Genomic DNA, 20,179 nt, shown 5'->3' on the forward strand with positions numbered 1-20,179 from the left:
ATGATCGCCTCTTAAGGCGTTCCCGACCAGCCGTGGGATGACGGCGCAGTTTCGAATAATGGGGCATGACATGACGATTTTTTCAAGCAACCGCCGCGATGTGCTGAAGCTTATGGCGGGCACCGCCATGCTGCCGCTGATGGCAGCGGCCATGCCGGCAACGGCGCAGGATGTAGCCCTGCGTGCCATCGTCATCTCCGATCTGCATTCGGCCTATGAGCGTATCGGCCAGCTTCTCGCGGCCATCGAAACGCGTATCGCGGCCGACAAGGCGCCCCACATCATCCTGCTAAATGGCGACCTTTTCGAACTCGGCAACGCGGTGGCCACACGTTCGGCCGGCGAAATCGAATGGACCTTCCTTGCGGCGCTCGCCAAGCTTGCCCCCACAGTCATCAATATCGGCAATCATGAGCCCGATATTGACAATGACCTCGCCAATTTCGTCAGCCGTGCTCAAGCCCTCGGCATCACCGTGCTTTCCAACATCATCGACAAGCGAAGTGGCAACCCCTATGCGCCGTCCAGTGCCGCGGTGAAGGCCGGCGAACGGGAGGTCATTGTCGCGGGCCTCGCGACCAATGCGATCAATACCTATCCGAAGGCGACGCGCGAGATGCTGGACATTCCGCAGCCGGTGGAATGGGCGAAGGCCAATCTGCCCGAAATCGTCAAAGCGGATGCGATCAATATTGTTCTGAGCCACGCCGGCGTTGTCGCCGACCTCGATATTCTGCCGGTGCTGCCTGACGGCACGCTGGTGGTGGGCGGCCATGATCACCTTAATTTCGTGCACGAAGAGGGTGCGACGCGTTATGTCCACACCGGCTCCTGGTGCACCTCCATGACGGTCGCGACAATTACCGGTCCCGGCAAGGCCGCCGCCATTGAGACGGTCACCATCCATCGTGATGCTCCCGCCTCGCCGGCTCTCAAGACCCTCATCGAACAGACGCTTGAAAAGCACCTGACCGCAGAAGAACGGGAAGTTGTCGGCAAGGCCGCCAAGGCGATGACCGTCGACGAAGCAGGGCGCCATGTGGCGCATCTGATCGCCGCGAAGACCGGCGCCGATGTCGGTTTCATCGGCCACACCTCTTTCGGCGCAGGCCTGCCTGCAGGCGATATCCGCCGTTATGATTTCAACGCCTCGCTGCGCTTCGACGGCAAGCTGATGGTGACCGAAGTGGACAGCGAAACGCTCGTCCAAATCCTCAAGCGATGCAATCAGGACAGCAACATTCCGCTCGCCGCACGCACGGGCGACTATCTCTACGCCATGCCGGAAAAGCCGGAGAAGAAAGGCCGTTACAAACTGGTCTGCAACGACTGGTCCGCTACCAACCAGAAATCCTATTTCGGCCGCAGCGATCTCGCCTTCATCGAAGTGCCGGATGTGAAGCTGAAGCAGACCGTTCTGGGCGGGCTTTCCTAAAGCCGCAAATCGTCGAGGTCTTAGAACGACCGGATATCCAGCTTGCGGTCCTTGTGGGCCGGGTGCGTGCTGAACACGAAAATTCGATCCAGCTCCTTCTGCGTCAGCATCCGCAGGAAGCGGACATGGATGGTGTTGTTGGCGTTGACGCGCAACATCACGCAGCCGATCTTGGTGATGCGGGCATCGGGGATATCGAGATAGAACTGGTTCGGCAGGTTGTATTTGGTCAGTAGCGCCAGCACGGCCTCTGTCTGGGAGATGCGAATGACGTCGCAGCGGCGTGCCGCCATGTGCATCACGGCCTTTTCGGTATATTCGATGCGCGCCGCGTTCATGGTGTCTTCCATGCGGAACCGGCTTTCGCGGTCATACATGAAGGACTCTTCCTTGCTCAGATAATGATTTCTGATGACACCCGCACCGCTCTGCACGCCCGAACTCCCAATGCTTACCAATAGGACGAGACTAGGCCATAGTCTTTAACAATTCATATCAGCGTCAGCTTAAACAGGACGAAGCGGAACATTTCCGACGTTTTTCCACACGGCTGATAAGCAGTAAAAAGCCCCGGAACGGACAGTTCCGGGGCTTGTTTCAGTATCGCCACCGTTTACTTGCGGTAGGCTTTGCCTTCCGCATCGAAAAGATGAAGCTTCTCCTGTAGGGCGGAAAAGCGCAGGGTTTCACCCTTACCCACGGAAACAATGCCCGGCACCTTTACGATGATCGGCTCCTGGCCCTTGGGCGCTTCGAGATAAAGCAGGGTCACCTCACCCAGGGCCTCCACGATCGCGACTTTTCCCTCGAATAGATAGTCGTCGCCCGTCGCGATGCTCAGGTCTTCCGGCCGAACGCCAAAGCTTGCGGCCTTGCCCTGCTCAGATGCGGATGTGGGAACATCGACGACCAATGTCTTGCCGCCGGCAAGTTCGATGGAGGTCCGTTCACCCGTGCCGGTCACTTTCGCACCGATAATATTCATGGCGGGCGAGCCGATGAAACGCGCCACGAAAAGATTGGCCGGCCTCTCATAAAGCTCGAGCGGCGCGCCGACCTGCTCCACCCGCCCCGCGTTCAAAACGACGATGCGGTCAGCGAGCGTCATCGCCTCCACCTGGTCGTGGGTAACGTAGATCATCGTTGTATCGGCCATCTGCTCGTTGAGCTTGGCGATTTCGATGCGCGTGGCGACACGCAGAGCCGCATCGAGGTTCGAGAGCGGCTCATCGAACAGGAAGACCTTGGGGTTGCGGCAGATCGCGCGACCGATGGCGACACGCTGACGCTGGCCGCCGGACAGCGCCTTTGGCAATCGCTCCAGATATTGCGTGAGCTGCAGGATTTCGGCGGCGGCGCGAACGCGGCGGTCGATCTCCTGCTTGCTTTCCCTGGCAATCTTCATGCCGAAGGCCATGTTGTCGTAGACAGTCATGTGCGGATAAAGGGCATAGGACTGGAACACCATGGCGATGCCCCGACGCGAAGGCGGGATTTCGTTGACAAGCTGGCCGTCAATATACATCTCGCCGCCGGTGATTTCCTCCAGCCCGGCGATCATGCGCAGCAGGGTCGATTTTCCGCAGCCGGAGGGGCCAACAAAAACGATGAATTCGCCCTGTTCGATATCGAGATCGATGCCGTGCAGCACCTTCACCTGTCCGTATGATTTACGGATATCCTTGAGAACGAGACTTGTCATGGGTGTTCCTCCCTCATCTGTCAGGCGTAACGGGCGAAGAAAGCGCCCCATGCCGGAAGTTCGACGCTTCTGCCCTTCAGTCCGCTTGCAAAGCCATGGCCTTCAAGAACCTCCCAGTTCCCTTCCGGCAGCGTGGCCTCTGCTGGCGTCGCTGACAAGTTAAAGACGCAAAGAACGGTTTCGTTGCCCAGCTTGCGGGTATAGCTCAACACCTCACCCTGCACGGGCTGAAATTCGATGCCGCCCTTTGCGAAAGCCGGATGCTGCCTGCGGAACGCGAGGAAGCGGCGGTAATGCTCCAGCACCGAAGCCTCATTGCCCTGCTGGGCGCTCACGGCGCGCTGCTTGTGCTCGGTGGGAATCGGCAGCCACGTCTTGTCGGCCGTCGAGAACCCGGCCTGCGCATGGCCGGCGTCCCATACCATCGGCGTACGGCAACCGTCGCGGCCCTTGAATTCAGGCCAGAACTGAATGCCGTAAGGATCCTGCAAATCTTCGAAAGCGATATCGGCTTCGGTGAGGCCGAGTTCTTCGCCCTCATAGATGCAGACGGAACCGCGCTGGGTCATGAGAAGTGCCGACAGCACCTTCGCGAAAGCATCCTTGTCCTCGACATGTTCGCCCCAGCGGCTGACATGGCGCACGACATCATGGTTGGAGAAAGCCCAGCAGGCCCAGCCTTCCGGTGCAGCTCTCGCAAAATCCGCCTGTACATCGGCAACACGCTGCGGGGTCAGCGCATCGGGCGCGAGGAATTCAAAGGCGTAGCACATCTGCATCTTGTCATCGCCGGAGGTGTATTCGCCGACGATTTCGAGGCCACGCTGGCTGTCGCCCACTTCGCCGACGGCGGCGATATCAGGGAATTCGTCCAGTACGGCGCGGAAGCGCTTCAGGAAGGCGATGTTTTCCGGGCGGTTCTTGTCGTAGAGATGCTCCTGGAAGTTATAGGGATTGACCGCAGGCGCGGTGGAGGCATTGCGGCGCTCCGGCGCCAGCGCCGGATTATCGCGCAGCTCAAGGTCGTGGAAATAGAAGTTGATGGTGTCGAGGCGGAAACCATCGACGCCGCGCTTCAGCCAGAAGCGTGTGATATTCAGCAGCTCTTCCTGAACCTCCGGATTATGCAGGTTGAGGTCCGGCTGCGAGGTCAGAAAGTTGTGCATGTAATATTGCATGCGGGTCGGATCCCACTGCCAGCCCGAGCCGCCGAAAATCGACAGCCAGTTATTGGGCGGCGTGCCATCCGGCTTGCTGTCCGACCAGACATACCAGTCGGATTTTGCATTGTTGCGGCTGGCGCGGCTTTCCACGAACCAGGGATGCTGGTCCGAGGTGTGCGACAGAACGAGATCGATCATGACGCGGATGCCGAGACGGTGGGCTTCGGCGATCAGCCCGTCGAAATCGGCTAGCGTGCCGAACATCGGGTCGACATCGACATAATTCGAGACGTCGTATCCAAAATCCTTCATCGGCGAGGTGAAGAAGGGCGAAATCCAGATCGCATCGGCACCGAGGCCTGCGATGTGATGGAGGCGATCGGTAATACCCTTGAGATCGCCGATGCCGTCGCCATTGGAGTCCTGATAGGAGCGCGGATAGATCTGATAGATAACAGCGCCGCGCCACCAGTCCTTGTTGGGCGTCAAAGCGGAAGTCACCGAAGCGGTCATGGAAGTGTCCTGTGTGGTATGGGCGTTCATGGAATGATCAGCCTCCCTTGACGGAGCCTGCCAGCAGGCCACGCACGAGATAACGTTGAAGAGCGAAGAAGACGCCGAGCGGCACGACGATGGTGACGAAGGCCGAGGCGGTAAGAATCTCCCAGTTGCCGCCGCGCGAGCCGAGCAGCGCGTTAAGCGCGCCCGTCAGCACCAGCTCATCCTTCTGTGTGCCGAGGAACACCATGGCGACAAGCAGGTCGTTCCAGGTCCACAGGAACTGGAAGATGGCGAAGGAAGCGAGTGCCGGGAAAGAGAGCGGCAGGATGATCTTGACGAAGATTTCGAAATCGCTGGCGCCATCGACACGGGCGCTTTCGATGATCTCTTTCGGCAGGCCGGAAATGTAGTTGCGCAGCAGATAGATGGCGAGCGGCAGTCCGAAGGCGGTGTGCGCCAGCCAGATACCGGCATAGGTCTTGGATGGCACGCCGAAGATGGTGCCAATTTCATTGTACAGTCTCAGAAGCGGGATCAGCGACATCTGCAACGGCACGACGATCAGGCCCACCACCATGGCGATCAGCAGATTGCGGCCGGAAAAGCTCATCCATGACAGGGCATAGGCGGCAAAGGCGGCGATGAGTATAGGGATGACGGTTGCAGGTACGGCGACCGTCAGCGAGTTGACGAAGGACTGGCCGATGCCTTCCGATGTTAGAACCGTACGGTAGTTGTCGAGGGTGAAGACGGGCGGCGTTGCGACAGAGATGTAGACGCGCTTGCCGCGCGAACCCTCGAAGCTTGCGGCTTTGCTATATTCGTAAGTGCCATCTTCATTGATAAGCAGCGTCTCGCCATCGCCGATGTCAGCGGCTTCACCTGCCTTGAAAGCTGTCGGCTCCTGCACGCGCACACCGAAGGCCGCAACCTTTCCGCCCTGACCGTTTTCGAAGACATTGCCTGATATGACGTAGCGGCTGCCATTCTGCTTCTGAGCCGAGGCATCGGCCAGACGAACGGCTTGCGTTTGTTCGGAGCTCGAAAAAGCGGTCCACCAGCCCGACACCGTGATCTGATCCTTGTCGCGCAGCGAACTCACGAGAATGCCGAGCGTTGGCAAGAGCCAGAGCAGCACGACGATCAGAACGCTGGCGTGAACGATGAGCCGCGGCAGGCCGACGCGGCGGAGGCGTTTGACAATATCCATCTCAGCGGCCCTCCATCTCGCGGTTTGCCTGGCGGATGTTCCAGACCATGATCGGGGTGACGGCCCCCATGATGATGAGCGCGATAACAGCACTTCGGCCGCTATCACCGCCGCCGCGGAACATCCAGTCGAACATGAGATTGGCGAGAACCATGGTGTTCCATTGCCCGTTGGTCATGGTCAGCACGATATCGAAGACCTTCAGCACGAGAATGGTGATGGTCGTCCAGACGACGGCGATAGTGCCCCAGATCTGCGGAACCATGATCTTCCAGAAGATCTGCCAGCCATTGGCGCCATCGATGACAGCCGCCTCGATGGTTTCTTCCGGAATACCGCGCAACGCCGCCGACAGGATGACCATGGCGAAACCGGTCTGTATCCAGATGAGGATGACCATCAGGAAGAAGTTGTTCCAGAAGGGCATGGAAATCCAGACCTGCGGATTGCCACCGAAAAACTCGACGATGGCGTTCAGCAGGCCGATCTGCACCTGACCTTCGGCGCGGTATTCATAGATGAACTTCCAGATGACGGAAGCGCCGACGAAGGAGATCGCCATCGGCATGAAGACGATGGACTTGGCGATGTTGCCCCACCAGATGCGGTCCGTCATGACGGCGATGACGAGGCCAAAGAAGGTGCAGGCGGCCGGCACGACGGCGAGCCAGAGAATGTTGTTAAAGATCGACTGGCGGAAACCGGCGTCGAAAAACGCCCAGCGATAATTGGCGAGACCGACGAATTCACTGCCCGTCCGGTCGTAAAAGGAGAGGATCAGCGTCGCTATGACGGGATACACAAGATAGACGAGCAACAGGATCAGCGCCGGGCCGATGAACAGCCAAGGCCGGACGGCGGCACGGCGATTGAGATTGCGGGATGCGTGAATGACGTCTCCCGAGCGGACTGGAAAGATTGCCTGCAACGCCTTGTCGGATAGCCAGTAATAGGCAGCACAGGCAAAAACGCCCGCTACCATGACGCCGATGGCGGACACCAGTTGTTGAGCCATGTTCCCTCCCTGATCCTCTCCGCGCCGCGTTGATTTATGCGGCTGTCGGGCCGTTCCTGCGGAAGAGGCCCGGCAGCGAGCCGCCAGGCCTCGTCTTAATCCGTGTTACTTCAGGCCGTCCCAGGCCTTCTGGATATCGGCGGCGACCTGATCGGCAGACTTGCCACCGACGAAATCGATCATGCCGGTCCAGAAAGCGCCGGCGCCGATCTTGCCAGGCATCAGGTCGGAACCGTCAAAACCGAAGGTCGTCGCGGTGGTCAGGATTTCACCCTGACGCTTCATCTGCTCATTGGCATAGGTTTCGACGTTCACACCCTTGTACGGCGTCAGGAAGCTGGACTGCGCCATCCACACTTCATGGGCGATCGGCGTCTGCAGGAATTGTACGAATGCCTTGGCAGCGGGCGCTTCCTTAGTGATGGTGACGAGCGTGCCGGCACCGAGAACCGGCTTGCCGAGGTCAGGCTTTGAGGCATAGGTCGGCATGTAAAAGAAATCCGCATCCGTTCCGACCTTGGTGCCCTCAGGGAAGAAGGAGGGAATGAACGATGCCTGATGGTGCAGGTAGCACTTCGGCGGAATGTCGAAGAGGCCCTTGGGGCTGTCGCGGAAGTCGGTGGAGGCTACGGCCGCAACGCCGCCACTCACATATTTTTCGTTCTTGGCGAATTTGCCGAATTCGTTGATCGCGGCAACCACGGCCGGATCGGTGAATTTTACCTCGTTGGTCGTCCACTTCTGGTAGACATCCAGCGGCTGCGTCCGCAGCATCAGGTCTTCCACCCAGTCGGTTGCAGGCCAGCCGGTCGCACCACCGGAGCCAAGACCAATGCACCAGGGCGTGCCGCCATCAGCGACGATCTGATCGGTGAGCTTGAGCAGGTCTTCCAAGCTCTCGGGAACTTTATATCCCGCTTCCTCGAAATTCTCGGGAACATACCAGACGAGCGACTTCACGTCGGCCTTGAAGGGGAAAGCGAAATAGGCCTTGTTGCCGTCCTTGCCCTTATAACTGCCGAGATCGACCCAGGATTTACCCGCGCCGTAATTTTCCTCGACCCATTTGGCCGTGTCGTCGCCGAGCGGCACAAGAAAACCCTTGGCGGCGAGATCGGCGAGAAGGCCAGGCTGCGGCAAAATGGCAATATTGGGCGGCGAGCCGGCCTGTGTGTCGATGACGATCTGCTGCTCGTAGTTTTCCGACGAGGAATAACGGACATTCACGCCCGTCGCGTCAGCAAAATAGGCGAGTACGGACTGGAACAAAGCCTCGTCCTCACCACGCCACGGGCCGAAAATCGTCAGCGTCTGGCCTTTAAGGTCAGCATGGGCCGCCTTGAAGTCTTCGTAGCTTTTCCAGTTGAACTTGGCGTCCTGGCCCGGCGCGAATTTCAGATCGGCGGCAAAGGCCGAACCCGACAGCAGCACGATTGAAGCAGCCGTCGCCAAAAGGGTCTTCCGCATGTGATTTACCTCCCATCACATAAAAGGCTCAAAGCGTCCTCTCCAATCAAAGCGCTTTGGCTGCCTATTCATCTCATTGTCATCAAGATGGAGTCAAGAGGCTCTTTATTCGGAAACGCTGCCTAACCTTCGAAATAGTCATATCGATTTAGGAAGGCGGCTATCATTTTCGATTGAGAAAAGCGGATGGGGCTGTTAAAAATCTAAAGCGCTTTGGGAAAATGAGGAGTGGCTTTTGGCCTTTTCCGGGCGCGCGCATGGAGGAATGACAGACATGAACCTGAAACAGCTGTCGCAACTGCTGGGCATTTCGCAGACGACCATCAGCAGGGCGCTGAACGGCTATCCCGAGGTCAGCGCGGAAACGCGCCGCCGCGTCATGGAAGCCGCGGAGAAGACGGGATATCGCCCCAATGCCGCGGCACAGCGGCTGGCAACCGGCAAGGTCGGCTCCATTGGGCTCGTGATGCCGATTGGCGAACATCACCGTTCGGATGTGCATTTCGGCGAATTCCTGAGCGGTCTTGGTGAGGAAGCCTCGCGTAGCGGCTTTCATCTCGTCATCATGCCCACCGAGCCGGAAAAGGAACGCGAAGCCCTTCGCGGGCTCGCCGCTAGCGGCAGCGTCGACGGCATCTATCTCGCTTATATGAAGAATAACGATCCACGCATCGCCATGATGCAGTCGCTTTCCCTGCCCTTCCTCGTGCATGGCCGCTCCATCGGCGTGGAGGAGGATTATCCCTATCTCGACGTGGACAATGAAGGCGCCTTCCGTGATGCGACCCAGCTTCTGCTTCAGCTTGGCCATACGCGCATCGGGCTGCTGAACGGTCCGGAAGGCTATGATTTCACCTACCGGCGCTGTCTTGGGGTGGAAAAGGCGCTGGCGGCAAACGGCCTGGCCTTGCATGCAAGCAATAAGAGACACGGCAGCATGACCGACGAGGAAGGTTATCTCGGCATGGAGGCCCTGCTTTCACGCCCGGAGAAACCGACCGCCATTCTCTGTGCCAGTACCGCGCTCGCACTCGGCGCGATCCGCTCGCTCAACCAGCGAGGCCTGAAACCCGGCAAGGATATTTCCCTCATCGCCCATGACGATGTGCTGCCGCTTTTGAAACCCGATAATTTTTCCGTGCCGCTCACCACCACGCGCTCGTCGCTGAGAGCGGCAGGCGTCCGCGTGGGCCAGCGCCTGATCAATCACATCAAGAACGACCAGACGGAGCCCTATCAGGAACTCTGGAAGGCGGAACTGGTGGTGCGTGCCTCGACGGGGCCGGCTCCGAAAGCGTAGCCGGCCGGTTTCAACCGCCTAGAACTTCGGTGCCGCCAGGCCTTCGGCGCGATGAGCGGCGATGACGGTGTTGGCCATCAGCATCGCGATCGTCATCGGGCCGACACCACCGGGAACAGGGGTGATGGCCGCGGCAACGGCGCTTGCTTCATCATAGGCGACGTCGCCCACCAGCTTCGTCTTGCCTTCACCCTTTTCGGGTGCGGGAATGCGGTTGATGCCGACGTCGATGACGGTCGCGCCGGATTTCACCCAGTCACCCTTCACCATCGCCGCGCGGCCAACCGCCGCCACCAGAATATCCGCCGTCTTGCAGATGCCGGCCAGATCCTTGGTGCGCGAATGCGCCATCGTCACAGTGGCGTTGGCATTGAGCAGGAGCTGGCCCATGGGCTTGCCGAACAGGTTGGAGCGGCCGATGACAACGGCGTTCAGGCCGGAAAGGTCGTCTCCGTGAATGCCGCGCACCAGAAGCATGGCGCCTGCGGGCGTGCAGGAAATGAGACCGGTGGCAAGATCGCCGGTCGCGAGCTTGCCGGCATTTAGCACGCTGAGGCCGTCGACATCCTTCTCGGGCAGGATCGACTGGATGATTTCATCGGAATTGAAATGTTTCGGCAGCGGCAGCTGAACCAGAATGCCGTGGATGGAGGTGTCGGCATTCAGTTCACCGACCAGCTTCAGGAGGTCAGCCTGTGTGGTCTCCTCCGGCAGCGTGTGCTGGATGGAGTTGAACCCGCATTGCTTGGCCATCTTGCTCTTGGAGTTCACATAAGCGTGGCTGGCCGGATCATTACCGACGATGACGACCGCGAGACCGGGCTTGACGCCCTTTTTCGCCTCAAGCGCTTCTGCCGATGCGCGGACCGCCTCCGTTACCGAGGCCGCCTTCGCCTTCCCGTCAATCACAACTGCCATGCGTCCTGCTCCTCATGGGTTACGTAGGCTCCGTATGGTGCCCCCGTCGCAGGAATGCAAGCTAAAATGCGGCGTTTTCAGGCGGTTTTGCGGTAGTCTTCTTGGTGGTCGGCATAATCGACGAGACGCTCCCTCAGGAGCGCCAATTCCCGTCGCAATTCCATCAGCTCCTCCGCTTCCGCCTGGGCATGATCGGCATGGCCGGCAAGCGCATCAGCCAGCAGCGGCGGCAGCGCGGACGGTGCCTGACCGGCGATCCCAACCGTGCGGTTGCCCATCAGAACCTGCCTTACACGCTCGTCGAGCGGCATGCGCTCATCGTCGTTAACCGCACCGCCGTAATAATCGGCGAAGCTCTCCTCGTCGTGGCCAGCATCCAAGCCGGCCGTTTCGGCATCAGGAGATTGCAGATCTTCGAACACAGCCGGTTCGATTGGCTCGAATTCCGAAAATTGCGCGGGTTCCTCCTCGGGGAGCCGGATTGCCGCTTCCGGTTCGAAGGCGGAGGCATCCTGCTCTTCCTCGTCATGGCGACGGTACGTCAGAAGATAGAGACTGCCCAGCAATCCGATCAGGCCGCCGCCGCCCGCCATCATGGCGGCCTGGGCGAGATCACGCGATAGTTCTCCCGGACCTGCCTTTTTCGCGAGGCGGGTCTCAAGGGCAGGCGTCGCAGCAGAGGAGAGATCGCGGCGTTCGCTCGCCTCCAGATAGATGTTTCTCGCCGTTTCGAGCTCCCCCTGCAGTCTGGAGAACTCTCCCGGAGCAACACCGAGACCATTCAGGCGATCAAGGTTCTTTTTCTGCTCGGCTTCAGCATCGGCGATCTCCTCAGCGAGGCGCTTCTCGTCCGCTCGCAGTGCGTCGAGCAGTTGGCGCAATGCTGGAGCAGCGAGTGCCTGTACGGCATCCACCGCGTTCCGCGCGGCGATGTGTCGGGGATGTTTCGGGCCGTAATCGACCGAGATGCTGGAAAGCGCCATACTGGCGGCGGCATGTTTCTGCCTGATATCCTCGAGTGCAGAAAAGGCGATGCCGGAGGGAAGCGGTTTGGAGAACAGATCGTTGGGTTTCAGGGCCGAAGCCGCCGCCAGATCCGCCTGCAGCGACTGCTGTTGTCGGGTCGCCGCGGTGATTCTGTCGTTCACGTCACGCAATTGCTGCTCGAGCTGCTGCACCTCGGTCACCGCATCGCCATGGCGCATCTGGAAACCGCTTAGCGCCGCCTCGGCCTCGTCCATCCTTGTCCGCGCCCGCTCCATCTCCCGCATGGCGGGCGTCATGGTACCGGCCTTGCCGTCCGCCATGATACGCATCGAAAGATAGTCGGTAAGCCGCATGGCCGCTTCTGGCGTCGCAGCCCTTGAAGTCACGATCAGCGTCGTCTCGTCGGGCGACAGTTCAAGCCCTATCCCATCTCCGACCGCGCTGTTAAGCGCCTCACGCGGGGAGAGCGGACGCGCATCCGCGCCGGTCAGAAGATCGACAAGCAGGTGAAATTCACCCTGCTTGCGAACGCCGACCAGATCGGCAGGCTTCAGCTTGAGATCGCTGCTGATCCGGTCCAGCCCGCCAGGTGAAAGCAGGGTGCGCCGCGCCATCGCCAGAAAGCGGGTCGCATCTGGTGCATCATAAGCGGTCTGTGATACCTCGATCTGCGCCTGCGAAACATAGCCGCGAAAACCGGAATCAACGAGCAGCAGCGGCAGGGCTGCGCCGGTTACCGTGGCGGCCGCGACGCATCCGGCGGTCAAAAGCCGAAGACAATGCCTGCGCCACTGCGACGCGGGCGCGGCAATCTCATCCCCTTCCGGGCGGGTCGCCGTCATATCTGGACTGTGATCAACCATCTGAAGCCGTCTGCCACCTTCGCCGCCGCCCGCGGACGGACAGCTGTCAAAACCTTACGAGAGGTTAAAGGATCGTGGCAAACAAATGGTTAACGGACCTTCGCCGAACTCGCCTCAGCCCTTGCCGAGGGCGATATGCCAGGGTTCGGCGCAAAGGCTGTAAAGCCAGCTCATATGCAGCCTGCGGAAGATTTCAGGCATGCCTGCCACTTCGGACGATAATATCTTGAAAAGCGGCCCGACTGCGATGGCGACTCGCGCGTCCTCGCGGTTGACGGTGCGATGCAGCCACATCTCCTGATTTTCCTTCGTCATTCCCGCCAGCAGCATATCCACTTTCACGCCGGACGTCTCGCCGCTCAGCATGACGAAGTCGTGCCAGGGCGCATGGCTACGCAGCTTCGTAAGAACGACACCGAGCTGGGCTGCATCGTCACCCGCAACGCCGATCCGTTTCGGTACTGCCATATAGGTGAGGAGCGCCATGACAAAGGCAACGCCATCGATCACGACCGGCAGAGGCTCCCCATGTGCGCGCCGCGCGGCAGCGTTCAACGCCTTGCCCTGCGGGAAAAGCAGGCAGCTTTCGAGGACCTGCCGATAGCCGATGTCCTTGAGTGAAAGCTTTGCCTTTTCAAGGGTGAGAAATGAGAGCGACGTGTGGCCCTCAGAGGCGGAAGCCCTGTCGCTCACATGTTCCAGCGCTGCGTTCCAGTCGAGGTCGCAGAAGTGCAGCCCGTAAATGTCCCGCTGCTGTCCCGGTCGTGCAAAACCCGTCGTTACGTTCATACCCAGCCCCCGATGCAAGCCCCGCCCGTCACGCGCAGGTTTCTGCGGGTTCGCGGTTCATGGACCGTTTATACATGTGCTGGTTGAATTTACGCTGAAAGCAATCAATAGAATTCCAAGGCCGACGCAAAGGAATGATTAACCACGTGGATCACGCGACCGTCCCTTGCCTCTCGCCATGCCGAAGGCACGAAGCGGGGCGGCGCTATCAGTGGCCTGGCGCGGCGGCCGCTTCCTTGCCGGCGTCGGCTTTTTCACCTTCGACGATCTTGATGGAACGGGGTGTCCCATTCCCGTTCTGCTCACGAATGTCGGCTTTGGACAGATAATCGAGTTGCTCGATCAGCACGTCCTCGACCACCTCGTCATCAAGCCTCTTGTTCAGCCCCTCGCGGATGCGCTGCTTGAAGGCGTCGGGATCGAAGGTAGAGATATTGGCGATGTTGACCATGGAAGAACCCGCCAGGAGCGTGAACAGCTCATCGGTCATCAACTGGGTTGCCGGCAACTCTATTTTCGCCATCTTGTCCTTGTCGACGCGCAGCGAAATACGGCTTAGGAAATAACCGTTTACCCCGCCATCATTGATGACGGGAATGGTGATGCTTTCGCCCTTGACCAGTTGCAAGCTGGCCTTTTTTGCGCCCGCCTCATCCGGCGCGGGCGCCGTCGCCATCTGGACGGAGAAATACACCGCGCCGAGCGTGACGGCGCAAACCCAGACGCCGGTGAGAAGAAGCTTCAACATCAGGAGGCTGCGCCGTACATGAACTGTTCCTGGGAGTAGGTACCATCCGTGTCGGCTTCCTGGATTGCGTTCTTCAGGAGGTCGGCGACCGCACGAACTGCATTCAGATGTGCCTCGACGCGGCTGGCATTGGTGGCGAGCTTGGACTTGATGCCCTTGACCTGCTCCATGTAACCGGCAGCGATTTCCTCGCGCGGGGTATCCCTTAACAGCATCGTCAGCTCATAAAGGCACCGGCTCTTATGGGCATTGGAGACCTTGAAGTCGAACCGCGGGTCCTTACCGATATTGTCGTTCTCATGGTCGATGATCATTTCAAGGCGGCCGAGAACGGATTGGATACGGTGGTCGTTCGACATAAGGTCCATGCTTGTCTCCTCGTTAGGGTTTTTCATTCTCAAGCCTCGTCCGTTTTCTCATTGGAAACGCCGAGGACCTGCCGCTCGAACTCCGCCACCATCCGAATTGCAGCATTATGGTCTTTTTCATTCATCGATACGTCGGTTATGCCTTTGCTTTCGGCCTTCCGAAGCGCATCCTTGTATGCCTGCTCTGCAATGCCGACACCGCCATTTCTGGAGATCGTGTCGGCAAACTGTTCGGCCATCATGCTCTTCCAGATCTCGCCGGCATTACCTTTGCCGTAAACTTCCTCGCTGTCTTTCGGCAGCATGTTGGCTACGAAGGTCTGGAGGACAGAGGCCTCATATTTGCGATATGTTTCAGGAATTTCGGTGCGAGCCGCGCGAATATTCGTATTGCCAAGGCCCGCCTTCGAGGAGGCGCCATCCAGCATATCCACCGCGGCGCCAAAGCCCTTGCCGGCATCTGCAAGGCTGGTTGCGGCAAAAGCCGCCTTATTGGCCTTGAGTTTCTCCTGGGCAACCTGGACTTCCTGGGGGTCCGCAGCACGCACCACATCCATCACCAGATCACTTATAACCGATATCGCCACGTCCCGATCTCCCGAGCTGACGAACGCGCGGCACGAACCGGCACGTTCACCCAATCAAGAAACATCGCTTTAGGCGTCCTCAAAAAAACGCCCGCGATGCAACAATGGAGCAGACTATGAATCGCCAACCTTGCTGGAGGCTGGTGTCCGGGAAGCATTCGTAATTTCTAACAAATCATAGATTGCATTGTCGTCGGCCTCACGATCCTCGAGATCACGGGCCAGGTGCATCCTGTCCTCCAGCCTGTCGGCCTTGGTTTTTTCTTTGAGCACCCTGTTTTCCTGCAATTGCTGCACGCCGGAGAGCTGGCGGTCCTTGACGACCAGACGGCCGTAACGATCCGAATAATGCCTCGAGAATGTCTGATGCACCGGCTCCATCGAACTCATGGCTTCCAGCACGCTGTCCATCGATTGCGCCACCTCGCTTCGCGTGCGGGTGGTGTCGGCCAGTTCGACCTCGGCCATTTTTTCCATGTGGCGCTGGACCGTGACCAGACGCTTGAGTTTCTCCGACCGCTTGTCTGAGGCCACCGCGTTTCTCCCGATCAAAAGCCGATGAAGACCGGGCCGAAGCCATCCACGAACTGGCGGATGAGGGCCGCGACCGACAGATAGAGCATGAAGATGCCGCCGGCGAGAACAAAGGGCGTCGATATGAAGTAGACGGGGATTTGCGGTGCAAGCTTGTTGATGAGGCCGACCGCGACGTTGAACATCAGACCATAGATCACGAAGGGGCTAGCAAGCCGAAGCATGATCGAAAACGACGCCCTCAGCGTGTCGGTCAGCGTAATCAGCATCTTCTGGCCGCTGATGAGCGCGCCGACCGGCGTGGCGGTATAGGAATCCACAAGGGCCTTGAGGACGATGTGGTGAAAATCCAGCATGAACAGTACCAGCAGTCCGCCGAAGGTGATGAAGTTGGATATCTGGTTTTCCTGGGCGTCTTCGATGACATCGGCGCCGCCGGGCGCACTGAGGCCGACCGATGCGCCGATAAGGGCGCCGGTGAACTGAAAACCAAGCGTGTAAAAGCGCGCGATCAGCCCGTACATCGCACCGATCGCGATCTCCGTGGCGATGAGGCCGACGACAGTGCCCTGATTCGCGCCGGAAATTTTCGGATAGATCGTATCCCACAACACCGGCAACAGGGCCATGGACACAGCCACACACAGCAACATGCGAATCTGCGGCGAAATGCGCGAGCTGGAAAAGCCCGGCATGGTCATGAAACAGGCGCCGATACGGCAGATGGCAAGGAACAACGCGATAATGGTTCCCTGCGGGTCGGTTATCATGAAATGGCGCCCAGGATCTTGATCTCCAGCCCCTTGGCAAGTTCCACATGCGAGAGAACCGGCAGGGTCGCGAAGAGTCGCTCGATAATCATGCGCACATAGGACCGCGTTTCCGGTGAGGTTACAAGCACAAAGGGCAGGCCGCGATCCATGAATTCACGGATAACTTTCGACGCCTGTTCGGAAAACTCCTCGAGATGGCGGGGATCGATATCGAATTCGACGATTTCGCCCTTCTGGTCGCGCTTCAGCGCCTGATGGAAGACCATGTCCCACTTGTTGCCGAGACGCAGGACGCGGAGTACGCCATTGTCGGCCAGATCACCGCAGAGCTGCTGCGACATGCGCACCCGCACATGTTCGACGATCTGTTCCGTCTTGCGCACATGCGGCGCAAGTTCGGCGACGGCTTCGAGAATGAGATGCAGGTTGCGGATTGACACACGTTCGGCAAGCAGCAGTTTCAGCACGGCTTGCAGGCCGGAATAGGACATGTGCGACGAACAAATCTCGTCGGCGAGCTTCTTATATTCGGGATCCAGCCTGTCGATGAGTATCTTGACGTCCTTGTAGGACAGAAGCTGCGGCAGATTGTTGCGAATGACTTCGCTCAGATGCGTCAGTACAACGGAGACGTTATCGATCGGATGAAAGCCTTCGCGCTTGAGATCCTCGGTGAAGGTTTCGAGGATCGATACGGCCGGCATGCCGAAAGCGGGTTCGCGGATTTCGTCGCCCGGGATGCTCGGCTTGCGCCCTGCCCCTGTCACGACGAGAACATCTCCGACGCGCAGATTGCTCGATGCGATGGTCGTGCCGTGAACGCGGATCTGATAGGCCTTCTCCGGGATCATGATGTCGTCGGAAACCTTGATCTCCGGCACGACGAAACCGTATTGCGTTGCGAATTTCTTGCGCATCTTGCCGACGCGGAAAGCCAGTTCCTGATGCGCGCCGAGAAGGCGGGTCGAAACCTGTTTGCCGAGCGCCAGCTCGATCTCGGCGGTTTTCAGAACCTGCTTGACCGAGTCTTTTTCCGCCTCTGTCGTCTGGAGAATCTTGCTCTCCTCCTCCTGGCGACGAAGCGCGCTTTCGGCTTCAGCCTGGCGCGGAATATACCAGCTGCCGAACGCCATGATGCCACCGAGGAACATGAAAGGCAGGAAGGGCAGGCCCGGAATAATGGCAAGCAGGCCCATCAACATGGCGGAAACCATCAATGCGCGCGGATAACCGCTGAGCTGATTGACGACCGCCTGATCCGTGGACCCCGCCGTGCCGCCACGCGACACGAGCAGGCCGGCTGCCAGCGATACGATGAGGGCCGGAATCTGCGAGACGATACCGTCACCGACGGAAAGCTTGACGAAAACATCGGCCGCTTCGCCGATCGGCATGCCGTGCCGGAAATAACCGATGATGATGCCACCGAAAATGTTGATGGCGGTGATGATGAGGCCCGCAATCGCATCGCCGCGGACGAATTTCGAGGCGCCGTCCATCGAGCCGAAGAAAGAGCTTTCCTCTTCCAGCTCGCGGCGGCGGCGCTGCGCCTCCTTCTCATCGATGATGCCGGCGGACAAGTCCGCATCGATCGACATCTGCTTGCCGGGAATGGCGTCGAGGGTAAAGCGTGCGCCGACTTCAGCGATACGCGTCGCACCCTTGGTGATGACAATGAAGTTGACGGTGATCAGGATCAGGAAGACGATCAGACCGATAACGAAATCGCCTGACATGACGAGACTGGAAAAGCCGGCGATTACACCGCCGGCCGCCGTCGGACCCTCATTGCCGTGGGAGAGGATGACGCGCGTCGTCGCGATGTTCAGCGACAGGCGGATCATGGTCGCGATCAGCAGCACCGTCGGGAATGACGAGAAATCCAGCGGCCGTTGTATCCATAGCGCCACCATGAGGATGAGGACCGAAAGCGCGATGGAAAACGCCAGGCCGATATCCACCAGAACGACCGGAATGGGCAGGAACAGAACGCAGAGGATCGCCACGATGCCCAGTGCGAAGCCGATGTCACGCGTGCTCGGACTGACCTTGGGCAAGGAAATGACTGGTGGTTGCGCCATAAATTTCGTCCTGTCTCTTCATGAGAAGGGCGACGGAAAAGCCGCCGCACGGTTCCGCGGCATCGTTTCGCGAAATCGCTCACGCAATTCGGCCCGATGCTTCAACCTATCCCTAGCCACCGAAGCTTGCGCGAGGATGGCATCCTGGCCGGATCGATATCAGAAGCCCGATTGCACGCGTGAAAAGACGAGATTGGAAAAAAGCGCTATCTGCGCGCCCACAAAGGGGGCGGCAACGCCGAGGACAATCATGATCGTGACGATCTTGGGAACAAAGGTCAGCGTCATTTCCTGAACCTGCGTCAGGGCCTGAATGAAGGCGATGGCGACACCGACGATCATGGCGGCGAGAACCGCAGGACCGGCCGCGACGAGAACCGTCCACACTGCCGCCTGCATGATATCAAGCGCATCGGCCTCGTTCATCGTCGCATCCCTCGTTCCAGAAAGGCGGCATTATACCGCCTTATCAATATCAGGAACCAGCTGGCGTATCCGAATCGGTTCCACTATCAGATTTATCCGTGATCGGGCCGTTGGAGAAGGTCACACCGGCCTGCAGCAGCACCTTGTCACCAGCTTCGGTGATGGCAACGACGCCGTCTGAATAGACTTCGACTTCCTTCACCACGCCCGTGACGGTATCGTCGGCACTCTTTACCGTCTTGCCGACCAGATCCGACGCACGGGTCAGTGCTTCGGCCTGCAGCATGCTCTTCAGATGGGTGTTCGTCTTGATGGTCTGCTCGACCTGCGAAAAGCTTGCAAGCTGCGACATCTGCTGACCAGCATCCATCGGGCTGGTCGGATCCTGGTTCTTCATCTGGGCGATGAGGAGCTTCAGGAAGCTGTCATAGTTCAGCGAGGCCGCGTTCTTGTCGTTGCTGCTCGCCCCGGCATTCGCCCAGGGGTTTGCCGCCGCCGCATTGACTGCATCTACCGCCATGGTGCGATCTCCTTGCGAATCTGTTCGATCGTTGCAGGGGTCATTTCCTGATTGTTGAGGATTTTCTCCTCGATCGGGTAAAGGCCGCGGATGGCCTTCAGCGCTTCGAAAGCCTTGCCGGAGGCAACCAGCCCGTCGATGCGCTTGAGCTCCGCAAGGACCTCGTCATGCTGGAAGCAATTCAAGAGCATGCTCACGGACTTGCGGAACATGTTGGTGGACTGTTCCCGCCCCTCCGGATTGATAAGGATCATCTGCGCGATGAAATAAAGCTGTCTCAGCGGGGTGGTAGCCTGGTCGGGCTGCAATACGTGGTTCTCGAGCAGGAACGTGACATCGTTCAGGAATTCCAGCGCCACTTTGCGATCCACACGCAGAACTGCGCCGTTGATGAAAATCTTTTCGCCCGACTTCAGCGAAATTCGAAGTGTACTTTTCATTTCAGTCCATCCCTGATGATGGTTGTCACGTCAATTATGCCCTGGAAATTCGTCGACTGACGTTTCCGGATCAGTTCGCACTCTTTCAGTATCCAGATCGCGATCGAAATCAGATTGGCCCTCAGTTCCATGGCCAGTTGATTATCCGGCTGCTTGAGATCCTCAATGAAGCGGATCCAGACCCGTCGAGTGTAAAAAAGCGCTTCGATCGTGTGCCGCTGAGAAGAGGAGTCCTTCGCCTCCGCAAGCAGTTCGATCGATTTGGTCAACGCCTGTCGCTCGCGGTCTTTCGCGTTGGCGACACCATCCTCCATGATTTCGGCGTAGGAAAACTGGTACATTCATGTATCCT

The 20,179-nt window shown here is 58.9% G+C and carries 21 protein-coding genes; 2 read left to right on the forward strand and 19 right to left on the reverse strand.

All coding sequences use genetic code 11. The features are described from left to right. Positions 1–70: 70 nt before the first annotated feature. A complete protein-coding gene (locus WA845_RS02395) occupies positions 71–1,435 on the forward strand; it encodes a metallophosphoesterase (RefSeq protein ID WP_337322164.1) in 1,365 nt (454 codons plus the stop codon). Positions 1,436–1,455: 20 nt separating this feature from the next. Here WA845_RS02395 and WA845_RS02400 read toward each other — a convergent pair whose 3' ends face one another. The 6 genes from WA845_RS02400 to WA845_RS02425 all read right to left on the reverse strand — a co-directional run bounded on the left by WA845_RS02400 (position 1,456) and on the right by WA845_RS02425 (position 8,493). Further along, positions 1,456–1,812: a hypothetical protein gene (locus tag WA845_RS02400; RefSeq protein ID WP_034496014.1), complete on the reverse strand. Its 357-nt coding sequence runs from the start codon at positions 1,810–1,812 to the stop codon at positions 1,456–1,458. A 236-nt stretch (positions 1,813–2,048) separates the two neighbouring features. After that, positions 2,049–3,137 (reverse strand): ABC transporter ATP-binding protein, encoded by a 1,089-nt coding sequence (locus WA845_RS02405; RefSeq protein ID WP_112555812.1) that lies wholly within the window; start codon positions 3,135–3,137, stop codon positions 2,049–2,051. A gap of 20 nt (positions 3,138–3,157) precedes the next feature. Then, the gene (gene bglA, locus WA845_RS02410; protein ID WP_045532802.1) at positions 3,158–4,813 is read right to left on the reverse strand and encodes a beta-galactosidase BglA; all 1,656 of its coding nucleotides are present in this window, start codon (positions 4,811–4,813) and stop codon (positions 3,158–3,160) included. Positions 4,814–4,850: 37 nt separating this feature from the next. Next, positions 4,851–6,011: a carbohydrate ABC transporter permease gene (locus WA845_RS02415; RefSeq protein WP_112555814.1), complete on the reverse strand. Its 1,161-nt coding sequence runs from the start codon at positions 6,009–6,011 to the stop codon at positions 4,851–4,853. Between the two features lies 1 nt (position 6,012). Continuing rightward, positions 6,013–7,026, reverse strand: coding sequence for an ABC transporter permease subunit (locus tag WA845_RS02420; RefSeq protein WP_112555816.1), 1,014 nt, complete (start codon positions 7,024–7,026; stop codon positions 6,013–6,015). A gap of 105 nt (positions 7,027–7,131) precedes the next feature. Beyond that, entirely contained in the window at positions 7,132–8,493 is a 1,362-nt protein-coding gene (locus tag WA845_RS02425) for an extracellular solute-binding protein (protein ID WP_112555818.1), read from the reverse strand. Positions 8,494–8,767: 274 nt separating this feature from the next. On the opposite strand from WA845_RS02425, the gene WA845_RS02430 reads away from it, so the two are divergent. Continuing rightward, positions 8,768–9,793, forward strand: coding sequence for a LacI family DNA-binding transcriptional regulator (locus WA845_RS02430; RefSeq protein WP_112555820.1), 1,026 nt, complete (start codon positions 8,768–8,770; stop codon positions 9,791–9,793). 18 nt (positions 9,794–9,811) lie between these two features. Here WA845_RS02430 and WA845_RS02435 read toward each other — a convergent pair whose 3' ends face one another. The 13 genes from WA845_RS02435 to flaF all read right to left on the reverse strand — a co-directional run bounded on the left by WA845_RS02435 (position 9,812) and on the right by flaF (position 20,168). Further along, positions 9,812–10,711: a bifunctional methylenetetrahydrofolate dehydrogenase/methenyltetrahydrofolate cyclohydrolase gene (locus WA845_RS02435; RefSeq protein ID WP_107340481.1), complete on the reverse strand. Its 900-nt coding sequence runs from the start codon at positions 10,709–10,711 to the stop codon at positions 9,812–9,814. 77 nt (positions 10,712–10,788) lie between these two features. Continuing rightward, entirely contained in the window at positions 10,789–12,561 is a 1,773-nt protein-coding gene (locus WA845_RS02440) for a hypothetical protein (RefSeq protein WP_112555822.1), read from the reverse strand. 114 nt (positions 12,562–12,675) lie between these two features. Then, the gene (locus tag WA845_RS02445) at positions 12,676–13,350 is read right to left on the reverse strand and encodes a WecB/TagA/CpsF family glycosyltransferase (protein ID WP_112555824.1); all 675 of its coding nucleotides are present in this window, start codon (positions 13,348–13,350) and stop codon (positions 12,676–12,678) included. Positions 13,351–13,558: 208 nt separating this feature from the next. Further along, positions 13,559–14,098 (reverse strand): flagellar basal body-associated FliL family protein, encoded by a 540-nt coding sequence (locus tag WA845_RS02450; protein WP_004440034.1) that lies wholly within the window; start codon positions 14,096–14,098, stop codon positions 13,559–13,561. Next, entirely contained in the window at positions 14,098–14,466 is a 369-nt protein-coding gene (locus tag WA845_RS02455) for a hypothetical protein (protein ID WP_112556126.1), read from the reverse strand. Before WA845_RS02455 ends, WA845_RS02450 begins: the two co-directional genes overlap by 1 nt. Positions 14,467–14,495: 29 nt before the next feature. Then, on the reverse strand, positions 14,496–15,053 hold the full coding sequence (locus WA845_RS02460) for a rod-binding protein (protein ID WP_006698183.1): 558 nt from the start codon (positions 15,051–15,053) through the stop codon (positions 14,496–14,498). Between the two features lie 114 nt (positions 15,054–15,167). Next, a complete protein-coding gene (locus WA845_RS02465) occupies positions 15,168–15,587 on the reverse strand; it encodes a hypothetical protein (protein WP_004440029.1) in 420 nt (139 codons plus the stop codon). Positions 15,588–15,601: 14 nt separating this feature from the next. Then, positions 15,602–16,357 (reverse strand): flagellar biosynthetic protein FliR, encoded by a 756-nt coding sequence (gene fliR / locus WA845_RS02470; RefSeq protein ID WP_004440028.1) that lies wholly within the window; start codon positions 16,355–16,357, stop codon positions 15,602–15,604. Then, positions 16,354–18,441, reverse strand: a complete 2,088-nt coding sequence (gene flhA, locus WA845_RS02475) for a flagellar biosynthesis protein FlhA (protein ID WP_004440025.1) — start codon at positions 18,439–18,441, stop codon at positions 16,354–16,356. Before flhA ends, fliR begins: the two co-directional genes overlap by 4 nt. 159 nt (positions 18,442–18,600) lie before the next feature. After that, a complete protein-coding gene (locus WA845_RS02480) occupies positions 18,601–18,867 on the reverse strand; it encodes a flagellar biosynthetic protein FliQ (protein ID WP_003515115.1) in 267 nt (88 codons plus the stop codon). 49 nt (positions 18,868–18,916) lie between these two features. After that, on the reverse strand, positions 18,917–19,387 hold the full coding sequence (flgD, locus tag WA845_RS02485; RefSeq protein WP_004440022.1) for a flagellar hook assembly protein FlgD: 471 nt from the start codon (positions 19,385–19,387) through the stop codon (positions 18,917–18,919). Next, positions 19,378–19,827, reverse strand: coding sequence for a flagellar biosynthesis repressor FlbT (gene flbT, locus WA845_RS02490; protein WP_004432543.1), 450 nt, complete (start codon positions 19,825–19,827; stop codon positions 19,378–19,380). The genes flgD and flbT overlap by 10 nt, the downstream gene beginning before the upstream one ends. Beyond that, positions 19,824–20,168, reverse strand: coding sequence for a flagellar biosynthesis regulator FlaF (gene flaF / locus WA845_RS02495; RefSeq protein ID WP_004440020.1), 345 nt, complete (start codon positions 20,166–20,168; stop codon positions 19,824–19,826). Before flaF ends, flbT begins: the two co-directional genes overlap by 4 nt. Positions 20,169–20,179: the final 11 nt, after the last annotated feature.

The organism is Agrobacterium sp. CMT1 (genome assembly GCF_037203725.1).
Taxonomy (GTDB): Bacteria; Pseudomonadota; Alphaproteobacteria; order Rhizobiales; family Rhizobiaceae; genus Agrobacterium; species Agrobacterium pusense.

Bases quoted from the DNA above. Each gene is read 5' to 3' on its own strand.
- WA845_RS02395 (WP_337322164.1), top strand. From the start codon at position 71: ATGACGATTTTTTCAAGCAACCGCCGCGATGTGCTGAAGCTTATGGCG.
- WA845_RS02400 (WP_034496014.1), bottom strand. From the start codon at position 1,812: ATGTATGACCGCGAAAGCCGGTTCCGCATGGAAGACACCATGAACGCG.
- WA845_RS02405 (WP_112555812.1), bottom strand. From the start codon at position 3,137: ATGACAAGTCTCGTTCTCAAGGATATCCGTAAATCATACGGACAGGTG.
- bglA (WP_045532802.1), bottom strand. From the start codon at position 4,813: ATGACCGCTTCGGTGACTTCCGCTTTGACGCCCAACAAGGACTGGTGG.
- WA845_RS02415 (WP_112555814.1), bottom strand. From the start codon at position 6,011: ATGGATATTGTCAAACGCCTCCGCCGCGTCGGCCTGCCGCGGCTCATC.
- WA845_RS02420 (WP_112555816.1), bottom strand. From the start codon at position 7,026: ATGGCTCAACAACTGGTGTCCGCCATCGGCGTCATGGTAGCGGGCGTT.
- WA845_RS02425 (WP_112555818.1), bottom strand. From the start codon at position 8,493: ATGCGGAAGACCCTTTTGGCGACGGCTGCTTCAATCGTGCTGCTGTCG.
- WA845_RS02430 (WP_112555820.1), top strand. From the start codon at position 8,768: ATGAACCTGAAACAGCTGTCGCAACTGCTGGGCATTTCGCAGACGACC.
- WA845_RS02435 (WP_107340481.1), bottom strand. From the start codon at position 10,711: ATGGCAGTTGTGATTGACGGGAAGGCGAAGGCGGCCTCGGTAACGGAG.
- WA845_RS02440 (WP_112555822.1), bottom strand. From the start codon at position 12,561: ATGGTTGATCACAGTCCAGATATGACGGCGACCCGCCCGGAAGGGGAT.
- WA845_RS02445 (WP_112555824.1), bottom strand. From the start codon at position 13,350: ATGAACGTAACGACGGGTTTTGCACGACCGGGACAGCAGCGGGACATT.
- WA845_RS02450 (WP_004440034.1), bottom strand. From the start codon at position 14,098: ATGTTGAAGCTTCTTCTCACCGGCGTCTGGGTTTGCGCCGTCACGCTC.
- WA845_RS02455 (WP_112556126.1), bottom strand. From the start codon at position 14,466: ATGGACCTTATGTCGAACGACCACCGTATCCAATCCGTTCTCGGCCGC.
- fliR (WP_004440028.1), bottom strand. From the start codon at position 16,357: ATGATAACCGACCCGCAGGGAACCATTATCGCGTTGTTCCTTGCCATC.
- flhA (WP_004440025.1), bottom strand. From the start codon at position 18,441: ATGGCGCAACCACCAGTCATTTCCTTGCCCAAGGTCAGTCCGAGCACG.
- WA845_RS02480 (WP_003515115.1), bottom strand. From the start codon at position 18,867: ATGAACGAGGCCGATGCGCTTGATATCATGCAGGCGGCAGTGTGGACG.
- flgD (WP_004440022.1), bottom strand. From the start codon at position 19,387: ATGGCGGTAGATGCAGTCAATGCGGCGGCGGCAAACCCCTGGGCGAAT.
- flbT (WP_004432543.1), bottom strand. From the start codon at position 19,827: ATGAAAAGTACACTTCGAATTTCGCTGAAGTCGGGCGAAAAGATTTTC.
- flaF (WP_004440020.1), bottom strand. From the start codon at position 20,168: ATGTACCAGTTTTCCTACGCCGAAATCATGGAGGATGGTGTCGCCAAC.